18 protein-coding genes are annotated in these 20,982 nt (G+C 41.8%); 6 read left to right on the top strand and 12 right to left on the bottom strand.

From position 1 onward, the window contains the following. Positions 1 to 3 precede the first annotated feature (3 nt). Genes PSH54_RS03625 through PSH54_RS03615 form a run of 3 tightly spaced genes read left to right on the top strand, consistent with a single transcriptional unit; the run spans position 4 to position 4,713 of the window. Positions 4 to 852: an MBL fold metallo-hydrolase gene (locus PSH54_RS03625; protein ID WP_273605506.1), complete on the top strand. Its 849-nt coding sequence runs from the start codon at positions 4 to 6 to the stop codon at positions 850 to 852. A 5-nt stretch (positions 853 to 857) separates the two neighbouring features. After that, complete coding sequence (locus PSH54_RS03620; RefSeq protein ID WP_443197763.1) at positions 858 to 3,080, top strand: CHASE2 domain-containing protein; 2,223 nt, start codon at positions 858 to 860, stop codon at positions 3,078 to 3,080. Beyond that, complete coding sequence (locus PSH54_RS03615; RefSeq protein ID WP_273605505.1) at positions 3,052 to 4,713, top strand: HD family phosphohydrolase; 1,662 nt, start codon at positions 3,052 to 3,054, stop codon at positions 4,711 to 4,713. Before PSH54_RS03620 ends, PSH54_RS03615 begins: the two co-directional genes overlap by 29 nt. 445 nt (positions 4,714 to 5,158) lie before the next feature. Here the strand turns inward: PSH54_RS03615 and PSH54_RS03610 are convergent, their stop codons facing one another. The 12 genes from PSH54_RS03610 to prlC form a co-directional block, all read right to left on the bottom strand. Then, a complete protein-coding gene (locus PSH54_RS03610) occupies positions 5,159 to 6,586 on the bottom strand; it encodes an NAD-dependent succinate-semialdehyde dehydrogenase (RefSeq protein ID WP_273605504.1) in 1,428 nt (475 codons plus the stop codon). Between the two features lie 267 nt (positions 6,587 to 6,853). Further along, a complete protein-coding gene (gene fdx / locus PSH54_RS03605; RefSeq protein WP_004585776.1) occupies positions 6,854 to 7,192 on the bottom strand; it encodes an ISC system 2Fe-2S type ferredoxin in 339 nt (112 codons plus the stop codon). 10 nt (positions 7,193 to 7,202) lie between these two features. Continuing rightward, positions 7,203 to 9,065, bottom strand: a complete 1,863-nt coding sequence (hscA, locus tag PSH54_RS03600; protein WP_273605503.1) for a Fe-S protein assembly chaperone HscA — start codon at positions 9,063 to 9,065, stop codon at positions 7,203 to 7,205. Between the two features lie 41 nt (positions 9,066 to 9,106). Then, a complete protein-coding gene (gene hscB, locus PSH54_RS03595) occupies positions 9,107 to 9,634 on the bottom strand; it encodes a co-chaperone HscB (RefSeq protein WP_004585774.1) in 528 nt (175 codons plus the stop codon). Between the two features lie 96 nt (positions 9,635 to 9,730). Beyond that, positions 9,731 to 10,054 carry an iron-sulfur cluster assembly protein IscA gene (gene iscA, locus PSH54_RS03590; protein ID WP_004585773.1) on the bottom strand — a complete coding sequence of 108 codons (324 nt, stop codon included), beginning with the start codon at positions 10,052 to 10,054 and terminating at the stop codon, positions 9,731 to 9,733. A 9-nt stretch (positions 10,055 to 10,063) separates the two neighbouring features. After that, positions 10,064 to 10,447, bottom strand: coding sequence for a Fe-S cluster assembly scaffold IscU (gene iscU / locus PSH54_RS03585; protein ID WP_004585772.1), 384 nt, complete (start codon positions 10,445 to 10,447; stop codon positions 10,064 to 10,066). A gap of 42 nt (positions 10,448 to 10,489) precedes the next feature. After that, positions 10,490 to 11,707, bottom strand: a complete 1,218-nt coding sequence (locus tag PSH54_RS03580) for an IscS subfamily cysteine desulfurase (RefSeq protein WP_004585771.1) — start codon at positions 11,705 to 11,707, stop codon at positions 10,490 to 10,492. 25 nt (positions 11,708 to 11,732) lie between these two features. Then, positions 11,733 to 12,224, bottom strand: coding sequence for a Fe-S cluster assembly transcriptional regulator IscR (iscR, locus tag PSH54_RS03575; RefSeq protein ID WP_004585770.1), 492 nt, complete (start codon positions 12,222 to 12,224; stop codon positions 11,733 to 11,735). 220 nt (positions 12,225 to 12,444) lie between these two features. Further along, positions 12,445 to 13,173, bottom strand: a complete 729-nt coding sequence (gene trmJ, locus PSH54_RS03570; protein WP_054982876.1) for a tRNA (cytosine(32)/uridine(32)-2'-O)-methyltransferase TrmJ — start codon at positions 13,171 to 13,173, stop codon at positions 12,445 to 12,447. Between the two features lie 99 nt (positions 13,174 to 13,272). Then, positions 13,273 to 14,028, bottom strand: a complete 756-nt coding sequence (locus PSH54_RS03565) for a class I SAM-dependent methyltransferase (RefSeq protein WP_004585768.1) — start codon at positions 14,026 to 14,028, stop codon at positions 13,273 to 13,275. A gap of 50 nt (positions 14,029 to 14,078) precedes the next feature. Then, positions 14,079 to 15,260 (bottom strand): response regulator, encoded by a 1,182-nt coding sequence (locus PSH54_RS03560; protein ID WP_273605502.1) that lies wholly within the window; start codon positions 15,258 to 15,260, stop codon positions 14,079 to 14,081. Between the two features lie 131 nt (positions 15,261 to 15,391). Then, on the bottom strand, positions 15,392 to 17,443 hold the full coding sequence (gene prlC, locus PSH54_RS03555; RefSeq protein WP_273605501.1) for an oligopeptidase A: 2,052 nt from the start codon (positions 17,441 to 17,443) through the stop codon (positions 15,392 to 15,394). Between the two features lie 226 nt (positions 17,444 to 17,669). Here prlC and gorA point away from each other — a divergent pair, with 226 nt between their 5' ends. The 3 genes from gorA (at position 17,670) to PSH54_RS03540 (ending at position 20,976) form a co-directional block, all read left to right on the top strand. Next, the gene (gorA, locus tag PSH54_RS03550; RefSeq protein ID WP_055254577.1) at positions 17,670 to 19,031 is read left to right on the top strand and encodes a glutathione-disulfide reductase; all 1,362 of its coding nucleotides are present in this window, start codon (positions 17,670 to 17,672) and stop codon (positions 19,029 to 19,031) included. A gap of 314 nt (positions 19,032 to 19,345) precedes the next feature. Then, positions 19,346 to 19,930: a hypothetical protein gene (locus tag PSH54_RS03545; protein WP_273605500.1), complete on the top strand. Its 585-nt coding sequence runs from the start codon at positions 19,346 to 19,348 to the stop codon at positions 19,928 to 19,930. 209 nt (positions 19,931 to 20,139) lie between these two features. Continuing rightward, the gene (locus tag PSH54_RS03540; RefSeq protein WP_055254579.1) at positions 20,140 to 20,976 is read left to right on the top strand and encodes a mechanosensitive ion channel family protein; all 837 of its coding nucleotides are present in this window, start codon (positions 20,140 to 20,142) and stop codon (positions 20,974 to 20,976) included. The last annotated feature ends 6 nt before the right edge of the window (positions 20,977 to 20,982 follow it).

Raw genomic sequence — 20,982 nt, 5'->3', positions numbered from 1 at the left:
ATTATGAAAGTTAAATTTTATGGTGTAAGAGGCTCAATGCCATCTCCGGGTGAGCATACGCACCAATTTGGTGGTAACACCTCATGTGTGTATGTTGAGCAAACAAATGGCAAAGGCCTGATACTCGACTCAGGAACGGGCATTGCACAGTTAGGTGAAAAGCTCATAGAGCACACGACCCCCATTGCAATTTTATTAACGCATAATCATTGGGATCATATTCAAGGCTTTCCTTTTTTTAAGCCTATTTACCAAGCCGATCGCGATATAACCATTGTTGTAGGTGATGTTGAAGACGAGCAAACTAAAAATGCGATTTTAATGCAAATGTCTGGCTCTTTTTTTCCGGTTAGCTACCAACACTTACCTGCAAACATTACATTAAACACTCAGCTTGCTTCTCAAAAAAACTTTACTCTAAATAGTTTTAACGTATTTACCGCGCCGTTAAATCACCCAGGCGGCGGCACAGCGTATTGTGTGCATGCTGAAGGCAAAAAAATTGCTTATATAACAGATAACGAATTGGCCCCACCTGGTGTTGTTAAAACCACAGTTACCCAGTGGGCTGAGTTTATTAAAGATGCTGACTTATTAATTCATGATGCACAATTTACTACCGAAGAGCTCACGCTTAAGCACGGTTGGGGGCATAGTACATTTAAGCAAGTAGCTGAATTAGCAATGCAAGCGTGTATTAAAAATTTAGCGGTTATAAGCCACGACCCAGCAAGAACCGATGACGAGCTACTCGCAATAGAAACACATTTACAGGCAAATTATGGCGAGCATATTAATATTGAATGTGCCAGAGAAGGCCGAACGTTTGAGTTTACGCTAAGTAAGGATTAATAGTTATTTCTCGCGTTTATATTCCTAAAATTTACCGCCACCTATTTGTAGGCTTAGCCATTACGCTGCTTATAGCTGCTGTAGAATTATTCTCTAGTGGCGCATTAGCCAAGCTGCTCAATAGGGTCGAAGGTATTATTTACGACTCTAGGCTATTGCTAACTTTACCCGATACTCCCCGTCAGCTCGACGAAACCGTTGTTATTATCGACATAGATGAAAAAACGATGCAAGAGCAAGGGCGTTTCCCGTGGAGCCGGGCAAAAATGGCAGATCTGGTAAATAAACTCACAGAGGCCGGTGTTGTAGTTATTGCATTTGATATATTTTTTTCTGAACCGGAAACAAACCCGGTTAACCAAATTCAATCTAGAGCTCCTGATTTATTAAGTGCATACAAAGTAGCGTTAAATGATATTAAACATCAGGTAGATGCTGATACCACCTTTGCTAAAGCACTCAATAGTAACGATACCGTATTGGGTTTTTTATTAAACAACGATACCTACAAACAACGTAACCCGTTGCCAGAGACAAGCGTACTATGGCCAAAGAGCGAGCAAAGTAACTCCCAAGTAACCCAGTTTTTAGGCGCTACTGTTAATATACCTATGCTGCAAAATAGTGCTACGGGCAACGGATTTATCAATGCTCACAGCGAAAACGACGGATTTATCCGTAAAGCGGCACTGGTTAATAGAGTCGGTGATAAGCTCTACCCTTCTTTAGCACTTGAGGCAGCACGTTTATATACCTTAGCGGACAGTGTTGAAACACGCGCGAGTGCCCAAGGCGACCTGACTTTTTTTGAAGGGGTTAAATTTCATGAGCATTGGATTCAAACAGATGAGTACGGCCAAATTTATATCCCGTACAAAGGCCGTGCTAAAAGTTTTCAATATTACTCTGCCACAGATGTATTAACCAAAAAAGTTGCCGAGCAGCAATTAGAAGGCAGCGTAGCATTTATTGGTACATCCGCAATTGGTTTAGCTGATTTAAGAGCAACACCAGTGGGTTTACAATACCCAGGGGTAGAAGTGCATGCCAATATTTTTGAAGGGCTACTCCATCCAGAAATTTTACCTTCTCAACCCACATGGGCTTTAGGGGCAACATTATTAATAATTACCTTTGTGGGCTGTTGCTTATCGTTTTTAAGTTTTCGTAAAAGCGCCCGCTTTATTGTCACGCTTTCAGTGAGTATGGCTGGTCTGGTTATATTGCTTAATTTTTATTTATGGTCAGTACAAAAAATTAGTCTGCCGCTATTTATGCCGCTGTTACTTATTTCCCTATTAGCAGCCTACTTTGTTTTTATTGGCTCTATAGCAGAAATGAAGCACAGCCGAAAAATTAAATCGATGTTTAATCAGTATGTACCGCCTGACCATATTGAGCAGTTAATTCGCCAACGTAAACAGCTTACTCAGCAAAGTATAAAACGAAATATGACCGTATTATTTGCTGATATAAGAAGTTTTACTGCGCTGTCGGAAGGAATGAGCGCAAATCAATTAAGTGATTATTTAAATCAGTACTTATCGGCGACTACAAAGATTATTTTTGATCACAGCGGCACAATAGACAAATACGTAGGCGATATGATTATGGCCTTTTGGAATGCCCCACTTGAAGATAGCGACCACGCAAAACACGGTGTTGAAGCAGCAATGGCAATGGTAGCAGGCCTTACAAGCCTTAATAAAGCATTTGCCGAACAGCAGCTTCCTCCCATTAGCATTGGTGTGGGTATAAGCACTGGCGAAATGAATGTTGGCGATATGGGCTCGGTGTACAGAAAAGCCTATACAGTACTTGGAGATGCAGTTAATTTAGGCTCAAGAGTAGAAAGCTTGACCAAATTTTACGGGGTAGCTATTCTGGTTACAGAAGAGACAATGCTTGCTTGTCCACAAATTGCATTTCGCTTAATTGATAAAGTACAGGTAGTAGGTAAAGTAAATGCAACTGAGCTATATGAGCCTGTCAACTTTATAGATGATATAAGCGAAAGCCAGCTATTTGAGATTAAAAAGTCGTTCACTGCTATGCAGCATTACAATAATAAAAATTGGCAACTCGCTCTATCGTTATTTGAAGAGCTAAGTGAAACTAGCTTATTGACTGACCACGTTTACCACATTTTTATTAACCGAATTAAAAATACCGATTTGCAAACTTTAGCACAGGATTGGAATGGCGCCTTTATTCACAAAACAAAGTAGTAATAATATGTCTGAGTACATTAAAGATAGAACAAATCTTCATCACTTTATTGATATTAGTATTAGGCTAACAACAGAAAAGGATGCGAGTAAACTTCTTGAAGAAATTCTACAAGTTGTTATGTCTATTTCTAACTCTGACGCAGGGACTATTTACTCTATTACAGATGACAAGCAGCTAAAGTTTGAAACGGTTATTAATAAATCTTTAGACCTCTATTTAGGGGGAGCTTCAGGGAAGCCCGTTGACTTTCCTAATATAGATTTGTTTATAGATGGAAAAGAGAACGAAACAGCTATTGTCGCTCATGCGGTTAACTCTGGTGAGATTATTAACATACCGGATGTATACGCGGCCCTGCCCTTTGATATGAGCGCTGCCCGTAATATGGATGCGCGTACGGGATATCGCACCCAATCTATGTTAACGATTCCGCTAAAAGATCATACCGATGATATTATTGGTGTGATCCAACTGATCAACGTAAAAGATCAACACGACAATATAATCACTTATAGTGACGAACTTGTCACATTGATACGATCATTTGCATCGTTAGGCGCTATATCACTGACAAACTCTACCCTTATTAAGGGAATGGAAGAGCTATTTTCTAAATTTGTAGAAACCATTGCTATGGCCATCGACGAAAAGTCCCCTCATACCGGCGGACACTGTAAGCGAGTTCCTGCACTTACTTTAATGCTTGCTGATGCTGTGCATAAAATTGACCGTGGTCCCTTGGCTAACTTTTTAATGAGTGATGCAGACCGTCATGAGCTAGATATAGCAGGCTGGCTTCATGATTGCGGCAAAATAGCGACTCCCGATCACATCATGGAAAAGTCGACCAAACTCGAAACTATTTTTGATCGTATTGAACACATTGAAGCTAAATTTGAAGTTATTAAACGTGATTTAGAAATAAGCTATCAAAAACAAATTATCTCTGCAATGAAGCTCAATAGGCCAATTGAGGTTTTACAATTTGAGCGCTTACTCGATACCGAATTAAAACAACTTTCTTTAGATCGCGCGTTTTTGCAAAGAGTTAATGTGGGTGGCGAGTTTTTATCAGATGAAGATGTTGCGAATATTGACCGCATAGCATCTCATTATCACTTAACTATAAACGGCAAAGATACCCCGTTACTAAACGCAGATGAAGTAGAGAATTTACAAATACGCAGGGGCACACTAACGCTCGGCGAGCGCGACGTTATGAAGCGCCATATGGATGTGACTAAAAATATTTTAGACACACTGCCATTCCCTAAGCATTTAAGTAATGTGTCTGAATATGCACTGGGCCACCACGAAAAACTAGATGGTACAGGTTACCCGCAAGGATTAACTAAAGAGCAAATGTCGATTCCGGCAAGGCTAATGGCCATTGCAGATATTTTTGAAGCCTTATCAGCAGTAGATAGGCCTTATAAAAAAGCAAAGCCTGTGAGTGAGTGTTTAGCTATTTTAGGAAAAATGGTAGAGAGCAACCATTTAGACGCCGATATATTCGCGGTATTTGTAGAGAGTGAAGTGTATAAGCACTACATAAATGAGTACGCAATTGCAGAGCAATTAGACTTTGTTGATTTAACCACCCTACCGGGCTATTCACCTATAAAATAAGCCAGCTTAACTTACTCAAGCTATAAAAAATGCCACCTTGCGGTGGCATTTACACACGGGTTATTTCTACAAGTAGAAATTCTTTTTATTTTTGATTACTTTTAAACAAAAATTATGCCGTAAATGTAGCACTAAGGCCTATATCTAGCAATAAAAAGGTAACTTGTAGTTATAAACCTATACCAATTCCGCAATAATATTTAATCATTTTATGGGGCTAAACGTGCCGCTACCGGCGTTAAAAAATGCTCATTTACGACTGCATGGATGCACAAGGTAGAGCAATGCAGGCGCAATTGCCGAGGACAACTAAATAGCGAATTTTTTGCCAAGCTATCAACACGTTTTTCCATCCCCAAATTGAGCACTTAATTAAGCAAATTGGTATTAGTAACCTAAGCCGTGCTGGATAAACCAATTTTCATGGTTTATGGTGTCATCGTTTTTAAACTTTGATACACACGTATTTTTCTTCAAGGTATTCATCAAGCCCTTGATGGCCGCCTTCTCGGCCTAAGCCAGATTGCTTAACTCCACCAAACGGTGCCACAGGGTTAGATATAACCCCTTCGTTAACACCAACCATGCCAAACTCAAGCCCTTCGCTAATACGATAAATCTGCTTGATATTTTGACTGTAAAAATAAGCCGCTAAGCCGTATGGAACATCGTTAGCAAGGGCAAGTACTTCGCTTTCCTCATCAAAAGGAATAACCGTTAATACCGGGCCAAATACTTCTTCGTGGTATATATCCATTTCGGTCGTTACGTTAGTAACAATAAGCGGGTTTTGAAAACTGCCGCCTAAGTCGCTGTTATCCCCTATTAGGTCTGCGCCTTTATCAAGTGCATCTTGCACAAGCTGCTGCACTTTTTCTTTCGCTTTTGGGTAAATCAGGGGGCCAATGTCTACGTCCTCTTCAAACCCATTGGCTACTTTTAATGCAGCTACTTTAGGCGTAATTTTACTAAGCACTTCATCTAAAATACTGCGCTGTATAAAAATGCGGTTTGCGGCTACACATGCTTGGCCACTGTTTCTAAACTTAGCCGCCATGAGGCCGTCGATTGCTTCGTCTATATCGGCATTATCAAAAATAATAAAGGGGGCGTTTCCGCCAAGTTCCATGGAGGTACGTTTAATTGTACCCGCACACTGAGAAAGTAACTGCTTACCTACGCCTGTTGAACCTGTAAAAGTAAATTTGCGTACCACTTCTGAGTCTGTAAGTATTTGTCCGACTGTTTTTGCGTCTTGCGAAATCAGTACGTTAAAAGCTCCTTTTACAAACCCGGCTTGATCGGCAAGGTATGCCAACGCCAAAGCACATAAAGGTGTATATTCAGAAGGTTTTAGCACAAAGCTACAGCCTGCAGCGTATGCTGGCGCCACTTTACGTGTCACCATAGCAACCGGAAAGTTCCAAGGAGTAATGCCAGCCACAACGCCTACAGGTTGTTTAAAGCTCGTTAATCTATGTGTATCGTCGGTTGGGGGGATCACATCGCCGTAACTGCGTTTAGCTTCTTCTGCAAACCATTTTATAAACCCAGCGCCATAGTCTATTTCACCTAACGACTCTTTAAGCGGCTTTCCTTGCTCTTTGGTCATTAGCTCAGCAAGCGTTTGCTTGTGTTTTATTACCAGCTCATACCAACGCATTAGCGTATCACTTCGCTCAGTGGCATTGGTTGATTTTAACTTAACAAACGCACCTTGCGCTGCCTTTATTGCGCTATTAACGCCTTGCTCGTCTATATCACTTACTTCAACAATACTTCTTTCGGCCGCAGGGTCGTCAACGCTAAAACGCTGGCTTGTAGAATAAAAATCACCGTCGATAAACGAATCAGAAAAAACCAAATCAGACATAGAACCTCCAAGTAAAAGCTATCAGCTATCAGCTATCAGCTATCAGCTATCAGCTATCAGCTATCAGCTATCAGCTATCAGCTATCAGCAGCTTAAAAAAATCGAGAAATGAATGTAAAGCTACTTCAATTTATTAACACAAATAGCTAAACCTCCATCATGAGCAGCTAAAAAACTGACGGCTGAAAGCTGAAAGCGCTAAAACAAAAAACCGCTGTAGAGACCAAGCAACTACAGCGGTTTTTACGAAATCAAAGCCGTTTAGAATTAATGCTCTTCATTAACGATATTGAGATTGTACTTAGGTATTTCAACCACTAAGTCTTCATCTCTAATAACTGCTTGGCATCCTAAGCGAGATTCTGACTCTAAGCCCCATGCTTTATCTAGCATGTCGTCTTCTAGCTCATCGCTTTCATCTAGTGAGTCAAAGCCTTCGCGGATCACTAAATGGCATGTAGTACATGCACATGATTTTTCACATGCGTGTGGAATGCTAATGCCATTTTTAAGGGCCACATCAAGGACTGTTTCGCCCGCAGGCGCTTCAAGTGCTGCACCGTCAGGACATAACTCCGGATGGGGAAGAAAAATAATTTGTGGCATTCTAACCTCTTTAAACGTTGTCTACTGACTGCCCTGTAAGGGCCTTTTTAATTGATGCATCCATTCTGCGCGAGGCAAAATCGCTGCTAGCGTTATCTACTTTTTCAATTGCGGCTTTAATATCACCTGGCTGCTGCGCGGTTTCGCGCACTTTAGCAAGCTCGCTTATTTCAGCTTTTAAATTAGCAAGTTGAATATCGTCGAGCAAGTCACCGTCGCTAGCAAGTGACGCCTCTAGTGCTTCTATAACACGTAGCGCTTCTACTTGTTGCTCTTTAAGCATACGTGCTTGCATGTCGTCTTTAGCGTTACTCATTGACTCTTTAAGCATGTTAGCTACTTGGTCATCAGATAAGCCAAATGATGGTTTAACTTGGATTTCAGCTTGCACACCAGTTGATTTTTCCATTGCTGATACACTTAATAAGCCATCGGCATCCACTTTAAAGGTAACACGAATATGTGCAGCGCCTGCTGCCATAGCCGGTATGCCTTTTAAGCTAAATTTAGCCAGCGAGCGGCAATCGTCAACCAGTTCGCGCTCACCTTGTAGCACATGTAAAGACATTGCCGTTTGGCCGTCTTTAAAGGTAGTAAATTCTTGTGCACGAGCAACAGGAATAGTGGTATTACGCGGAATTATTTTTTCAACTAACCCACCCATCGTTTCAAGGCCGAGTGACAGTGGCAATACATCAAGTAATAGCATGTCAGAATCTGGCTTGTTACCTACTAATACATCAGCTTGTAATGCAGCACCTAGTGCAACAACACGATCAGGGTCGATTGATGTTAGCGGCTCTTTTTCAAAAAAACCTTCAACTTGGCTGCGAACCAGTGGCATGCGAGTTGAACCGCCTACCATTACAACCTGCAGCACTTCTTCATTTTCGATGCCAGCATCTTTTACTGCACGGCGACACGAACGAAGTGTTTTTTTAACAAGTGGCATAGCCAGCTCATCAAAGGTTTCGCGTGTAACTTCTACGGTGTGTTTTTGCTCGTCAAATTCAAGTACTACATTCACTTTTGCGAACTGGCTCAGTGCTTCTTTACAGGCTTTTGCTTTATTTATAAATAAGCGAAGCACAGAAGGTGATAATGCCGAAATACCGGTTTGTTGCTTAAAGTAATCGACTAATAGCGAATCGAAATCATCGCCACCTAAGCTTGAATCACCGCCAGTTGCCATTACTTCAAACACACCTTGGTGTAAGCGAAGTATTGAAATATCAAAGGTGCCGCCGCCTAAATCGTAAACAGCAATGATACCTTCTTGGCCCGAGTCTAACCCGTAAGCGACTGCCGCAGCGGTTGGCTCGTTTAATAAACGTAATACGTTAATGCCAGCAAGCTCGGCTGCATCTTTAGTGCTTTGGCGCTGTGCGTCATCAAAGTACGCAGGCACAGTAATTACTGCACCTAAAATCTCTTGATTCCCAAAGCTTTGCTCTGCACGCGCTTTAAGTGCCGCTAAAATATGGCTAGAGGCTTTAACAGGGCTGATTTTTCCGGCATCGGTTTGAATGGCAAGTGAGCCGTTATCTTCACAAAACTGGTACGGTAATTGGCCGTAGCTTTGCTCTATTTCAGCTTGAGTTTTACCTAAAAAACGCTTAACCGAAATAAGGGTATTGGCTGGGTCTTGTGTTGCAGCTTGTGCAGCATCGCTGCCTACCGTGATGCCGCCAGCTTGGTAACGCACAACCGATGGCAACATGGCTGCACCAAGGTCATCTGTTAATGTGCGGGCTTCGCCACTTTGTACCGTTGCAACCAATGAATTAGTGGTACCTAGGTCAATACCTATTGCTAATTTGTGTTCATGTGGTGCCGCGCTCTGCCCCGGCTCAGCAATTTGCAATAATGCCATAATGCTCTTTAAACTCGTGTTGCTCGCTTTACAGCAAGTAATTAATCGTCAAATAAACTGTCTTCAATGCGCTCAAGTTCGTCTTCTAATTTATATACAAACTTTAATTTGCGAATGTTGTCAGCAGCTTGTTGATATTGCGCCTCGTCGTTACTTGCAAGTTGCTCGGCAAGTTCATTACTGTATTGGATTTTTAATTGCTTTATTTGTGATTCAAAATTGGCGATAGCGGCCTCAGGATTACTTGCTGAAGCGAGCTCTTCAAGCTCTTCACGCAGTTCCATTTGCTGCATCAAGAACATTGGATCTTGCAATGTTTGTTGCTCAGCTCGAATATCAACACCTAGCTCGCTGAGCATATATTCTGCTCGTTTTACTGGGTGTTTTAGCGTTTGTAGCGCATCGTTAATTTCAGCGGTACTTTGTACGGCCATTAACTTATCACGGCTGCTCGCATTAGCGTGGCGATCGGGATGCACTGCGCGCTGCAGCTCTAGGTAATGCTTATTTATTGTTGCCAAGTCAATGTTGTAATCAACTGGTATTGCAAATAACTCAAAGTAACGCATAGCTTCAACCAATAAAATTTAGAAATACAAATTTCACAAATAACAAAGCCCTACAATTACTGGCAGGGCTTAAAAAAACTACAAAGGTAGCTGAGCTTAAACAGTAAAGCTTTCGCCACAACCACACTCGTCGGCTTGGTTAGGGTTATTAAATTTAAACCCTTCATTTAAGCCTTCTTTGGTGTAGTCAAGCTCAGTGCCGTCGATGTAAACCAAGCTTTTAGCGTCAACAATTAAGGTAACGCCTTTAGCTTTAAAGGTTTCATCGTCTTCGTTAAGCTCATCAACAAACTCGAGTACATAAGCAAGACCTGAACAGCCCGTCGTTTTAATGCCAACGCGCAGGCCTAAACCTTTACCGCGGTTTGCTAAAAATGATTGTACGCGGTTTGCTGCCGCATCTGTCAATGTCACTGCCATGAATTTCTCTTACTTCGCTTGTTTGCTTTTGTAATCAGCAATTGCTGCTTGAATTGCATCTTCAGCTAAAATTGAACAGTGAATTTTCACTGGTGGTAATTCAAGCTCTGCACTGATATCAGTGTTTTTGATAGTTGATGCTTCGTCTAGTGTTTTGCCTTTCACCCACTCTGTTACAAGTGATGATGAAGCAATTGCACTGCCGCAACCGTATGTTTTAAATTTTGCATCTTCAATAACGCCTTCAGACGATACTTTAATTTGCAATTTCATTACGTCACCACATGCTGGTGCGCCAACCATACCCGTTGCCACTGACGGATCATTTTTGTCTAAAACACCAACATTACGTGGGTTTTCTACGTGGTCGATTACTTTATCACTATAAGCCATAATTCTATCCTCATTACCTGCTACGGTAGGTGCTCACTCGTATTAGTGGTGAGCCCATTCAACTGAATCTAAATCAACACCTTCTTGATGCATTTCCCATAAAGGAGACATCTCGCGTAGGCGACCGATAGAGTTTTTCATTAATTCAACGGTGTAATCAATTTCTTCTTCGGTAGTAAAACGGCCAATACTAAAACGAATTGAGCTGTGTGCTAGTTCGTCGTTACGGCCAAGTGCGCGTAATACATATGAAGGCTCTAGACTTGCTGATGTACACGCAGACCCTGATGATACCGCTATGTCTTTTACTGCCATAAGTAACGACTCACCTTCAACAAAGTTGAAGCTGATATTTACAATACCTGGTACTGATTGGTCTTGTGCGCCGTTAAAGTATACTTCGTCCATATCAGCCATAATGCCGTCAATTAGGCGTTTACGTAATGCGCTGATGTGTGCGTGATCTTTTTCAAAATCTTGCTTAGCAATTCTAAATGCTGCACCCATACCTACTAGCTGATGAGTTGCAAGTGTACCTGAACGCATACCACGTTCATGGCCGCCACCGTGCATTTGCGCTTCTAGGCGAGCACGTGGTTTACGACGAACGTAAAGTGCGCCAACACCTTTAGGGCCATATACTTTGTGGCCTGAGAACGACATAAAGTCAACTTTAAGCTGTTGTACGTCGATTAATACTTTACCTGCGCTTTGTGCTGCATCTACGTGGAACATAATTTTACGTTCGCGACACATTTCGCCAATAGTATTGATATCTTGAATTACACCTAGCTCGTTATTAACGTGCATAATGCTGACAAGAATAGTGTCGTCACGCATAGTTTCTTCAAGCTTTTTAAGATCTAACAGGCCGTTTTCTTCAACGTCCATATAGGTTACTTCAAAGCCTTGGCGCTCAAGTTCACGACACGTGTCGATTACTGCTTTGTGCTCAGTTTTAGCGGTAATAACGTGCTTACCTTTCTTTTTGTAAAACTGCGCTGCACCTTTAATTGCAAGGTTATTTGATTCTGTTGCGCCCGATGTGAAAACAATTTCACGCGGGTCAGCATTAATTAAATCGGCAATGTCTGTACGCGCTTGGTCAACTACTTCTTCAGCTTGCCAACCAAAACGGTGCGAACGTGACGCAGGATTACCAAAATTACCGTCCATTGTCAGGCATTGCATCATTTCTTTTGCAACACGCTCGTCAACAGGCGTGGTCGCTGCGTAATCTAAATAAATCGGTAACTTCATTTCTCTCTCCGCTGCAGGTCAACTTTTATAGTTGACAGCTTACTTGAATGTTTTCCAACTGCTTAATTGCATTATTGATGCTGTTATCTTGGCGAGATGCGATTTCTTTCACATCTGATTTTTCCACCAATTCAGCTAAGGTAATATTATTTAAAAACTCTTCGATACGTGCGCTTAAATCAGACCATAGGTTGTGAGTTAAACAACGCATACCACTTTGACACCCGGTATCGGCACCTTGGCAACGTGTTGCATCTACCGATTCGTCTACGGCGCTAATTACGTCGCCAACAGAGATAACCGCGGCTTCTCGGCCTAGCAAATAACCGCCACCAGGACCACGAACCGAGCTCACTAAGCCATTTTTACGTAAACGGGCAAATAATTGCTCAAGGTAAGACAAAGAAATTTCTTGTCTTTGTGAAATATCAGCAAGGGCAACAGGACCTACACTCGCATGTAGTGCAACATCCAGCATAGCTGTTACGGCATATCTGCCTTTTGATGTTAACTTCATAACGCCCCCCGCACAAAAGAGTGCAAATTTTAATTACCAGAGTAAAATAGTCAAGTATTATCACTTGATAAAAATTTGATTAAAGAACACTGTTCTATTAACAAATTTTTAATACCTGACCTTTTTGGTCAAGTATTAGGTGTATTGTAATTACTTGAGTGTTTTAGTCAAGTATTAGCTCGTTATTTACCCGCAGGTTTTTATAACCAATCGCTATACCTTACTTAGGAATAGATTTATTAATTGAGGTAAGAATACCGCGCAATATGTTTAGCTCTGCCTCTTCTGGGCGTGCACGGTTAAACAAACGGCGTAGCTTGGTCATTACTAAACCTGGATGCTGCTTAATAATAAAACCGGTGTTATCGAGCGTCTCTTCTAAATGCTCGTAAAATAACTCTGTTTGTTTTGAGCTTGGGTAAGCAGTTTCATCGTCTGCTTGCTCAGCCTTTGGCTGCTGATTTAAAAACGCCATACGTGTTTCGTAGCTTAGCGTTTGTACCGCCATAGCTAAATTAAGCGAGCTGTACTGTGGATTTGCAGGAATACATACATGGTAATTACACAGCTGTAGCTCTTCGTTAGTTAAACCGCTGTTTTCACGGCCAAATACGAGCGCTACAGGGCCGTTTACAGCCTCAGCAACTAGCTTTTCACCGCATTCACGTGGCTCAACCATAGGCCAAGACAGCGTGCGTGAACGAGCACTCGTACCAATAGTTAATGCACAATCGGCAATGGCATCAGCCACGGTATCAACAATAACCGCATTGCCTAAAACATCGGTTGCACCGGCTGCTAAGGCGCTTGCATGGCTGTCTACTTCACAAGCAGGGTCCACTAAATACAGTTTTGATAAACCCATGGTCTTCATGGCGCGAGCCGCCGAACCAATGTTGCCAGAGTGTGAGGTATTAACTAAAACGATGCGAATATCATCTAAGATCATTGCTGTGCTACTTTACTATGCCAAAAAATTGTGCGAATTCTAACATAAAAGCGCGCTAAGATCCTAGATCCTTAAAGCCGATCAACACGCTAAATACCGTTAAACCATGGCCGCTTTTACATACACATCAAAACGGTTCTTTTTTGTTTTAATTTGCATGCTGGGGGTTTGATTGTTTAAAAATGGGGCGTAATCAGGGCGTTTAACTACCACACGCTTACTGGCAAGTGGGTAGGCAAATTCAAGTAAGTCATCGGCGTCGGTGTCTGCGCCTACTAATGCCTGAAATACGCGCATTTCTTTTTTAACTAACGCTGATTTTTCTCGGTGTGGAAACATAGGATCTAAATACACAACATCAGGCATGCTCTCGCACTGCTCTAACAACGTGTGGCTTGAGCCAAACACTAAGCTCATATTTTGCTGCATCCACGAACCAATCTCTGCATCTTCGTAAGCGCGTTTTAAGCCATCAAATAATAAAGCTGCTACCACAGGGTGGCGCTCATGCAGTATAACCTTACAGCCAAGTGACGCTAGCACAAAGCCATCTCGGCCAAGCCCGGCGGTGGCATCAAGTACAACAGGCGTTGCGCCCTTATTTAAGCCTACCGCTTTTGCGATTGATTGGCCTTTACCGCCGCCAAATTTACGCCTATGAGCAACAGCACCTGTAACAAAGTCAACGTTTATTGCGCCAAGTTTAGGTTCATCGCTTTTTAAAAGGCTCAGCCCTTTATCGTCGTAATGCAGAGTAAAACCGCTGCAACTTTGCGCCCATTGGGCTAAGTTAAAACGCGTTTCTAGCTCATTTAAATATGGGCGACACTCTTTAAAAGCACACTGAATAACCACTACACACTCCGACGAAAAATTTCAGCTGCAGTATAACAAGCGTTAAAGCACTAAAATAGCTCTATATCGCTTTGGTGTGCAAGACTATGTGAGCTGGCCTCTTCTACTTTTGAGCGTAAGTTGCACAATAATTCGTTGCGGCTTTCGGTCACTTGTTTAAGCTGGTACTTTATAAACGCTAAATCACTATTTGCGGTTACTAGCAGTTGCATAGTTTCGTCTAATTGCGACATGTATAAAGTTAAATCAGCTGGATTGGCGTGTGCTTGTGTTTGCTTAATTGCACAGTTGAGTTCATGAAGCTGCTCTATAAACTGCCTTGTGTAGTCGTTTTGTACAACATTTTGGCTAGTAAGCTGCTTTACTATATCTTGCAAAGCAGTGCTAATTTGGGTGGCTTGTTCAAAGCTATTTTCGTTTCTTTCCATAGCAACGACCTTTTCGTTTGTCACTTCGAGTATGTGGGGAAATAAGTCTTTATAACGGCCGTATAAAGCACGATTATCAGCCGGCATATTTTTAATTAATAAAGATATTTTGGGGTAGTTAATAATGGTGCTGCTACCAATATCAACAAATCGATTTGCATTACGGTGCTGCTCTAAAAGCTCCTGCTCGAGCGGGCATACGCCACTTTCTAAACTATAAAAATAGCTCCCCCCTTGGTACCAAAACACAATAACAACATCTAAATTAAACGGGCTAAAAAAGGCAAGTAAGTGCTCGCTTAACGAATGAAAGTTATGAGAGTGATAGCTTTGCCCCACAAACCTAACAATACGCCCCATATCCCCCGACTCCGCCAAAGCCATTGCGGCCGTATCTTGCGCTTTAGCAACATCAAATTTTAGCTTTTCACATTGCTGCCGGTACTCATACAGCACTTTAATGCGTGCCATTAGCTCTTCGGTGTTGAAGGGTTTTATAATGTAGTCAGATGCGCCTACGCTGTAGCCTTTTACTCTATCGTTAAGCTCCACCTTAGAGGACAAAAACATAACGGGTATATCGTGTGTTGACTCATCCTCTTTTAGTGCTTGGCATACTTGGTAGCCGGATTTACCGGGCATTTCTATATCAAGTAAAATTATGTCGGGCGTGTGCTTTTTGGCTAGCTTAAGTCCTTGTTCGCCATCTTTAGCGTGAATAAGCTTACAAAAGCCCGCTAAAGCCTCTTCAATAATTCGATGAACATACAAATCGTCATCAATCGTTAGTACCAACTTTGCCATGCCCTAGTCCATTTTGCTGCGTATACACAAAGCATAGTACGGGAGGTTAAAATTACTAAAAACAATTGGCCAATATATTAAAAAACATAAAAAAAGCGCCATATAGGCGCTTTATAAGGTTAAGTAGTTGTTTATGCAGCTATACCACTGTGACGCAGTAAGGCATCAACATTTGGCTCGCGACCACGGAACTTTTTAAATAACTCCATAGGTTCTTCACTGCCGCCTTTTTCTAAAATATTTTCTAAGAAGGCTTTACCTGTTTCGGCGTTAAAAATACCGTCTTCTTCAAATTTAGAAAATGCATCGGCAGAGAGTACCTCAGCCCATTTGTACGAGTAGTAACCGGCGCTGTAGCCACCTGCAAAAATATGACTAAAGCCATGTTGAAAACGATTAAACTCAGGCGGGTTAACCACCGACGTGCGGCTACGTACGTCGTTTAAAATCGCTTGAATTTGGCACTCTTGGTTTGCCTGGTAGTCGTGGTGGATTTTAAAATCGAACAACGAAAACTCAATCTGACGCAGCATTTGCATGCCAGAATTATAGTTTTTAGCAGCCAGTAGCTTATCAAGTAGCTCTTTTGGTAACGGCTCACCACTTTCAAAGTGGCCTGAAATAAAGCTCAGCGCTTCTTCATCGTAACACCAGTTTTCTAAAAATTGGCTTGGTAGCTCTACGGCATCCCATGCAACGCCGTTAATACCAGCAACAGGAGCAGCATCAACTTGGGTAAGCATGTGGTGTATACCATGGCCAAATTCGTGGAAAAGCGTGGTTACTTCGTCATGTGTAAATAGCGCCGGTTTGTCGCCTACCGCTTTATTAAAGTTACACACTAAGTATGCCACGGGTGTTTGCAATTCTCCGCTGGCGCGCACTTTACGCCCCATACAGTCATCCATCCACGCGCCGCCACGTTTGCGCTCGCGTGCATATAAATCAAGATAAAAACGACCGCGCAATGTATTACTGCTATCAAAAATTTCAAAAAAGCGAACATCGCTGTGGTAGCTATCAAAGTCGCTTACTTCTTTTACCTTAATACCAAAAAGGCGGCTAACGGTTTCAAATAAACCGCTAAGTACTTTATCTGCAGGGAAATAAGGGCGCAGTACTTCATCTGAAATTGCGTATTTTTCTTGCTTGAGCTTTTCGCTGTAGTAACCAAAATCCCATGCTTGAAGCTCAGTAATACCATGGTGTTGCTCAGCATAGGCTTTTAGCTCTGCCACTTCTTGCTCTGCTTGAGGCTTAGACTTAGCGGCTAAGTCTTCTAAAAATGAGAAAACTTGCGCTGGCGACTCGGCCATTTTAGTTGCTAATGATTTTTCAGCGTAGTTATTAAACCCTAACAGCTGCGATAGCTCATGGCGTAGTGCAAGCTCTTCTTTCATAATGGCTGAGTTATCAAACTCACCCGCATTAGGGCCTTGATCTGAAGCGCGCGTACAAAATGCCGTGTAGGTTTCTTTGCGAAGTTCGCGGTCATCTGCATAGGTCATTACCGGTAAGTAAGACGGAAAATCAAGCGTAAATACCCAGCCGTCTAAACCTTTGCTTTTAGCTGTTTCGCTAGCAAGCGCTAATGCCGACTCTGGCAAGCCTGCCAATTGGCTTTCATCGGTAATGTGTTTATGCCATGCAAGCGTTGCATCCATTACGTTGTTACCAAATTTAGAGGCTAGTTCAGATAAACGCGTGCTAATTTCGCCGTAGCGCTTTTGATCTTCTGCTGATAATGCAATGCCTGAAAGTTTAAAATCACGTAGAGCGTTGGTGATGGTTTTTTGCTGCGCAGTGCTGAGTGTTTTAAATTCGTCGCTGTTATAAAGCGCATTATACGCTTCGTACAGGCCTTGATGCTGCCCGACAAATGTTGAGTACTCAGATATAAGTGGTAAACATTGCTCGTAGGCTTCACGCAGCTCGTCGTTATTCATGACTGAATTAAGGTGCGATACCGGTGAAAACATACGCGAGAGTTTATCGTCGGCTTCTTCAAGGGGTAATACTAAATCGTTCCATGTAAACGAGCCTTTCGCTAACACGTCACCTATGGCTTTACGACATTGCTCTATACCGTGCTTTAGTGCCGGTACTACGTACTCTGGCTTTATTTTTGAAAACGGGGGTAAGCCTTCTAGGCCAATGAGTGGATTTGTTTGTGCTTCGCTCATGAATTTTCTCAATTTAATTGACTATGAATTTGAAGTTGGGGCAAAACGGTGAAATACAAGCCTCCATTAATGGGTCTAATATAGCTTAGGATGAAACTGATCGGCATAATAAACAATTTCGTTTGTTGTATTTATCAGCTTTTTAGCGCGCCGCGCTGGGTGACTTGCACTTAGCATATGCTATCATCGGCACATTATAGTTAAATATATTTTTTGAGGATAAAACATGGCTCAGCATTTTGATTACATTGCGATTGGTGGTGGTAGTGGCGGTATTGCCTCTGCTAACCGTGCGGCAATGCGTGGCGCTAAAGTAGCGCTTATCGAAGCAAAACACATGGGCGGCACCTGTGTTAATGTAGGCTGTGTGCCTAAAAAAGTAATGTGGCATGGCGCACAAGTTGCTGAAGCAATTAACTTATATGCACCTGATTACGGCTTTAACGTAGAAGTAAAAGACTTTAACTGGAGCAAACTCGTTGAGAGCCGCGAAGCGTACATTGGTCGCATTCATAAAGGATACGACAACGGTTTAGCTAACAATGGCGTAACCGTAATTAATGGTTTTGCTAAATTTGTTGATAGCAAAACCGTAGAAGTAAACGGCGAGCATTACACGGCTGATCATATTTTGATTGCAGTAGGTGGACGTCCGCATACTCCTAATATTCCAGGTGCTGAGTACGGTATAGACTCAAATGGCTTTTTTGAATTAACAGAGCAGCCAAAGCGAGTAGCGGTAATTGGCGCAGGTTACATTGCTGTAGAACTTGCCGGTGTACTACATGGTTTAGGCACAGAAACTCATTTATTTGTACGCAGACACGCGCCGCTTCGTAATTTTGATACGCTACTGGTTGAAACCCTGGTAGAGATCATGAAAAAAGAAGGCCCAACACTGCATACAGAATGCTCGCCTAAAGAAATTGTTAAAGAAAGCGATGGTAGCTTAACCATTCATTTTGAAAATGGTTACAGCCAAAATGTTGACCAAGTAATTTGGGCTATTGGCCGTGAGCCAAGCACCGATGTAATTAACATTGCAGCAGCAGGGGTTGAACTAAATAGCTCTGGTTATGTAAAAGTAGATGAATATCAAAATACAAACGTACCTGGTATTTATGCTGTGGGCGATATTATTGAGCACGGTATAGAACTTACGCCTGTCGCTGTTAAAGCCGGCCGCACCCTATCAGAGCGTTTATTTAATAAAGACCTACCTGATGATTTAAAAATGGATTACAGCCTTGTACCTACCGTGGTATTTAGCCACCCACCTATTGGTACTATTGGTGAAACCGAGCAAGAAGCTATTGCTCGCCACGGCGAAGAAAATGTAAAAGTGTACAAGTCGGGCTTTGCCGCTATGTACACAGCCGTTACACAACACCGCCAACCGTGTGCGATGAAGCTTGTATGCGTAGGCCCTGAAGAAAAAGTAGTTGGCTTACACGGCATTGGTTTTGCCGTTGATGAAATGATTCAAGGCTTTGCGGTTGCTATGAAAATGGGCGCAACTAAAGCTGATTTTGATGCCGTTGTTGCTCTGCACCCTACAGGCTCAGAAGAGTTTGTGACGATGCGCTAGGCATATTCTGCTTATAACGTTAAAAGCCCTTACTATGTTTTAGTAAGGGCATTTTTTATGCTTAACGCATTTAACCCTATACAGCACAACTAATTAACTCAACTTATTACAAAAAACACATCATAAATACATAAAATAAAAACATAACCCATTAATTTAACAGCAAAAAATTTAGACCGATAAATATATAAAAAGTTTCTATAATGTTTTGGCTTTTAGCCATTTTTATAATTAAACTGCCGCGCATTGTTTTCTATTTGAGCTTTTATATGTTTTTACTGCGATCTTTTATTTACTTATTATGCTTAGCAGGTGTGGCTTTTTTAATTCAGCTTGAAGGTTTTGATTTACAGCAAAATGCACTTTACAGTGAAGAAACACTAACCGAACACATGCAAGATATTTTAACGTTTTTAAGTTGTATGCTGTTTTTCTACGCCTCACGTATTCACTCTGATCTTAAAATAGCCGCGCTGTTACTGGCTGCATTGACAGCTGCTATGTTTGTTAGAGAATTTGACACCTACCTAGATATGTATGTGTTTGATGGCGCATGGCAAGCAATTGTATATACGCTGTTAGGGAGCGTACTACTTTACTTAAAAGCCCAACGAGGCTTTATTTACAGCTCGTTAAAAGCCTATGCGCAAACACCGAGCTATGGTATTTGTCTATCTGGCTTAGTGACCTTACTCGCTTTTTCGAGAGTGATGGGCAAGGGCGAATTTTGGCACTCAGTTATGGGAGAACAATACGTTCGGGTAGTTAAAAATATTATTGAGGAAGGCGTAGAAACCCTAGGTTACACACTTATTTTTATCGCTGCCATTGAGCTTGTATTGTTTTGCCAAAAACACGCTAAACACACGCAGGTCTCTATTACAGAGCAAACAGCCTAGCTGCTAAGTAATACCGGTTTAATTAAGTATTAGCCATTCTAGCGTACAAGATAAAGCGCTAACAGGGTTATAACGCTATTCAGCTATTGCTATAAATGGCTCATAACTTAATACAATTGGTATAAGTGATTTTATGTAGCTTAAATTTGCTAATTGGTTTGATTACTCAATATACTTAGCGTGCCTATTGCTACTCGTATTTGGAAGTTATGATTAAAGACATACTCATGCACCCTTTTTTAGTTTCTGTGCTCGTGCTTGCCATTGCATTTGTGCTTAAAGTACTGGTTGATAAACTAGCAAGAAACCGCGCAGAAAAAAAAGAAAAAGACATTCGTTACATCACTCATAACATTAAGCACTTTATTAATTTTGTTATGGTGTTGTCGCTGCTATTTGTGTGGTCGACCGAAATACAAAATTTTGCGCTGTCTATTGCTGCGTTTGCAGTGGCTATAGTGCTTGCAACTCGCGAGTTTATACAATGCGTTATTGGCTTTTTTTACCTAGTTACCACCCGCCCGTTTAGAGTAGGTGATTGGATACAAGTAGGTGACTATTTTGGCGAAGTAGCCGAAACAGACTGGGTAAAAACCACCATGCATGAAATAGACATGCACACTTATCAGTTTTCGCGCAAAACAATTTATATACCAAATAATAAGCTGATCACCAGCTCAATTAAAAACCTTAATTATGTAAAACGCTTTGTTACTCATCATTTTACTATTGTACGCAGAGAGAGCTTTAACCCTTATGTTATTCATGACGAGTTAGTCAATCAGGCAAAACTGTACTGCGAAGAGTTTCACGATGTAGCAACACGTTATAATTCGATGATAGAGCGTAAACTCGATGCCAAAATTTCGGGTCCGGCACCGGTTATTCACTTTGGCACTACAGAGCTTGGTGAGTTTAAAGCAAGCTTTACGCTATTTTGCCCAACCAACAAAGCACTTGAAATAGAGCATAAATTAACTGAGTGTTTTATGGCTTTGTGGTACGAACAGGCGAAGAAGAACAAAGAAGAGCAAAGCGAGGCGTAAACCTCG

The organism is Pseudoalteromonas sp. Angola-30 (assembly GCF_028599215.1).
GTDB lineage: Bacteria > Pseudomonadota > Gammaproteobacteria > Enterobacterales > Alteromonadaceae > Pseudoalteromonas > Pseudoalteromonas atlantica.
Note: the sequence above shows the minus strand (reverse complement) of the source record. Positions and strands in the feature narration are given on the sequence as shown.

Coding starts and splice junctions, on each gene's coding strand:
- PSH54_RS03625 (WP_273605506.1), top strand. CDS start 4: ATGAAAGTTAAATTTTATGGTGTAAGAGGCTCAATGCCATCTCCGGGT.
- PSH54_RS03615 (WP_273605505.1), top strand. CDS start 3,052: ATGGCGCCTTTATTCACAAAACAAAGTAGTAATAATATGTCTGAGTAC.
- PSH54_RS03610 (WP_273605504.1), bottom strand. CDS start 6,586: ATGTCTGATTTGGTTTTTTCTGATTCGTTTATCGACGGTGATTTTTAT.
- fdx (WP_004585776.1), bottom strand. CDS start 7,192: ATGCCACAAATTATTTTTCTTCCCCATCCGGAGTTATGTCCTGACGGT.
- hscA (WP_273605503.1), bottom strand. CDS start 9,065: ATGGCATTATTGCAAATTGCTGAGCCGGGGCAGAGCGCGGCACCACAT.
- hscB (WP_004585774.1), bottom strand. CDS start 9,634: ATGCGTTACTTTGAGTTATTTGCAATACCAGTTGATTACAACATTGAC.
- iscA (WP_004585773.1), bottom strand. CDS start 10,054: ATGGCAGTGACATTGACAGATGCGGCAGCAAACCGCGTACAATCATTT.
- iscU (WP_004585772.1), bottom strand. CDS start 10,447: ATGGCTTATAGTGATAAAGTAATCGACCACGTAGAAAACCCACGTAAT.
- PSH54_RS03580 (WP_004585771.1), bottom strand. CDS start 11,707: ATGAAGTTACCGATTTATTTAGATTACGCAGCGACCACGCCTGTTGAC.
- iscR (WP_004585770.1), bottom strand. CDS start 12,224: ATGAAGTTAACATCAAAAGGCAGATATGCCGTAACAGCTATGCTGGAT.
- trmJ (WP_054982876.1), bottom strand. CDS start 13,173: ATGATCTTAGATGATATTCGCATCGTTTTAGTTAATACCTCACACTCT.
- PSH54_RS03560 (WP_273605502.1), bottom strand. CDS start 15,260: ATGGCAAAGTTGGTACTAACGATTGATGACGATTTGTATGTTCATCGA.
- prlC (WP_273605501.1), bottom strand. CDS start 17,443: ATGAGCGAAGCACAAACAAATCCACTCATTGGCCTAGAAGGCTTACCC.
- gorA (WP_055254577.1), top strand. CDS start 17,670: ATGGCTCAGCATTTTGATTACATTGCGATTGGTGGTGGTAGTGGCGGT.
- PSH54_RS03540 (WP_055254579.1), top strand. CDS start 20,140: ATGATTAAAGACATACTCATGCACCCTTTTTTAGTTTCTGTGCTCGTG.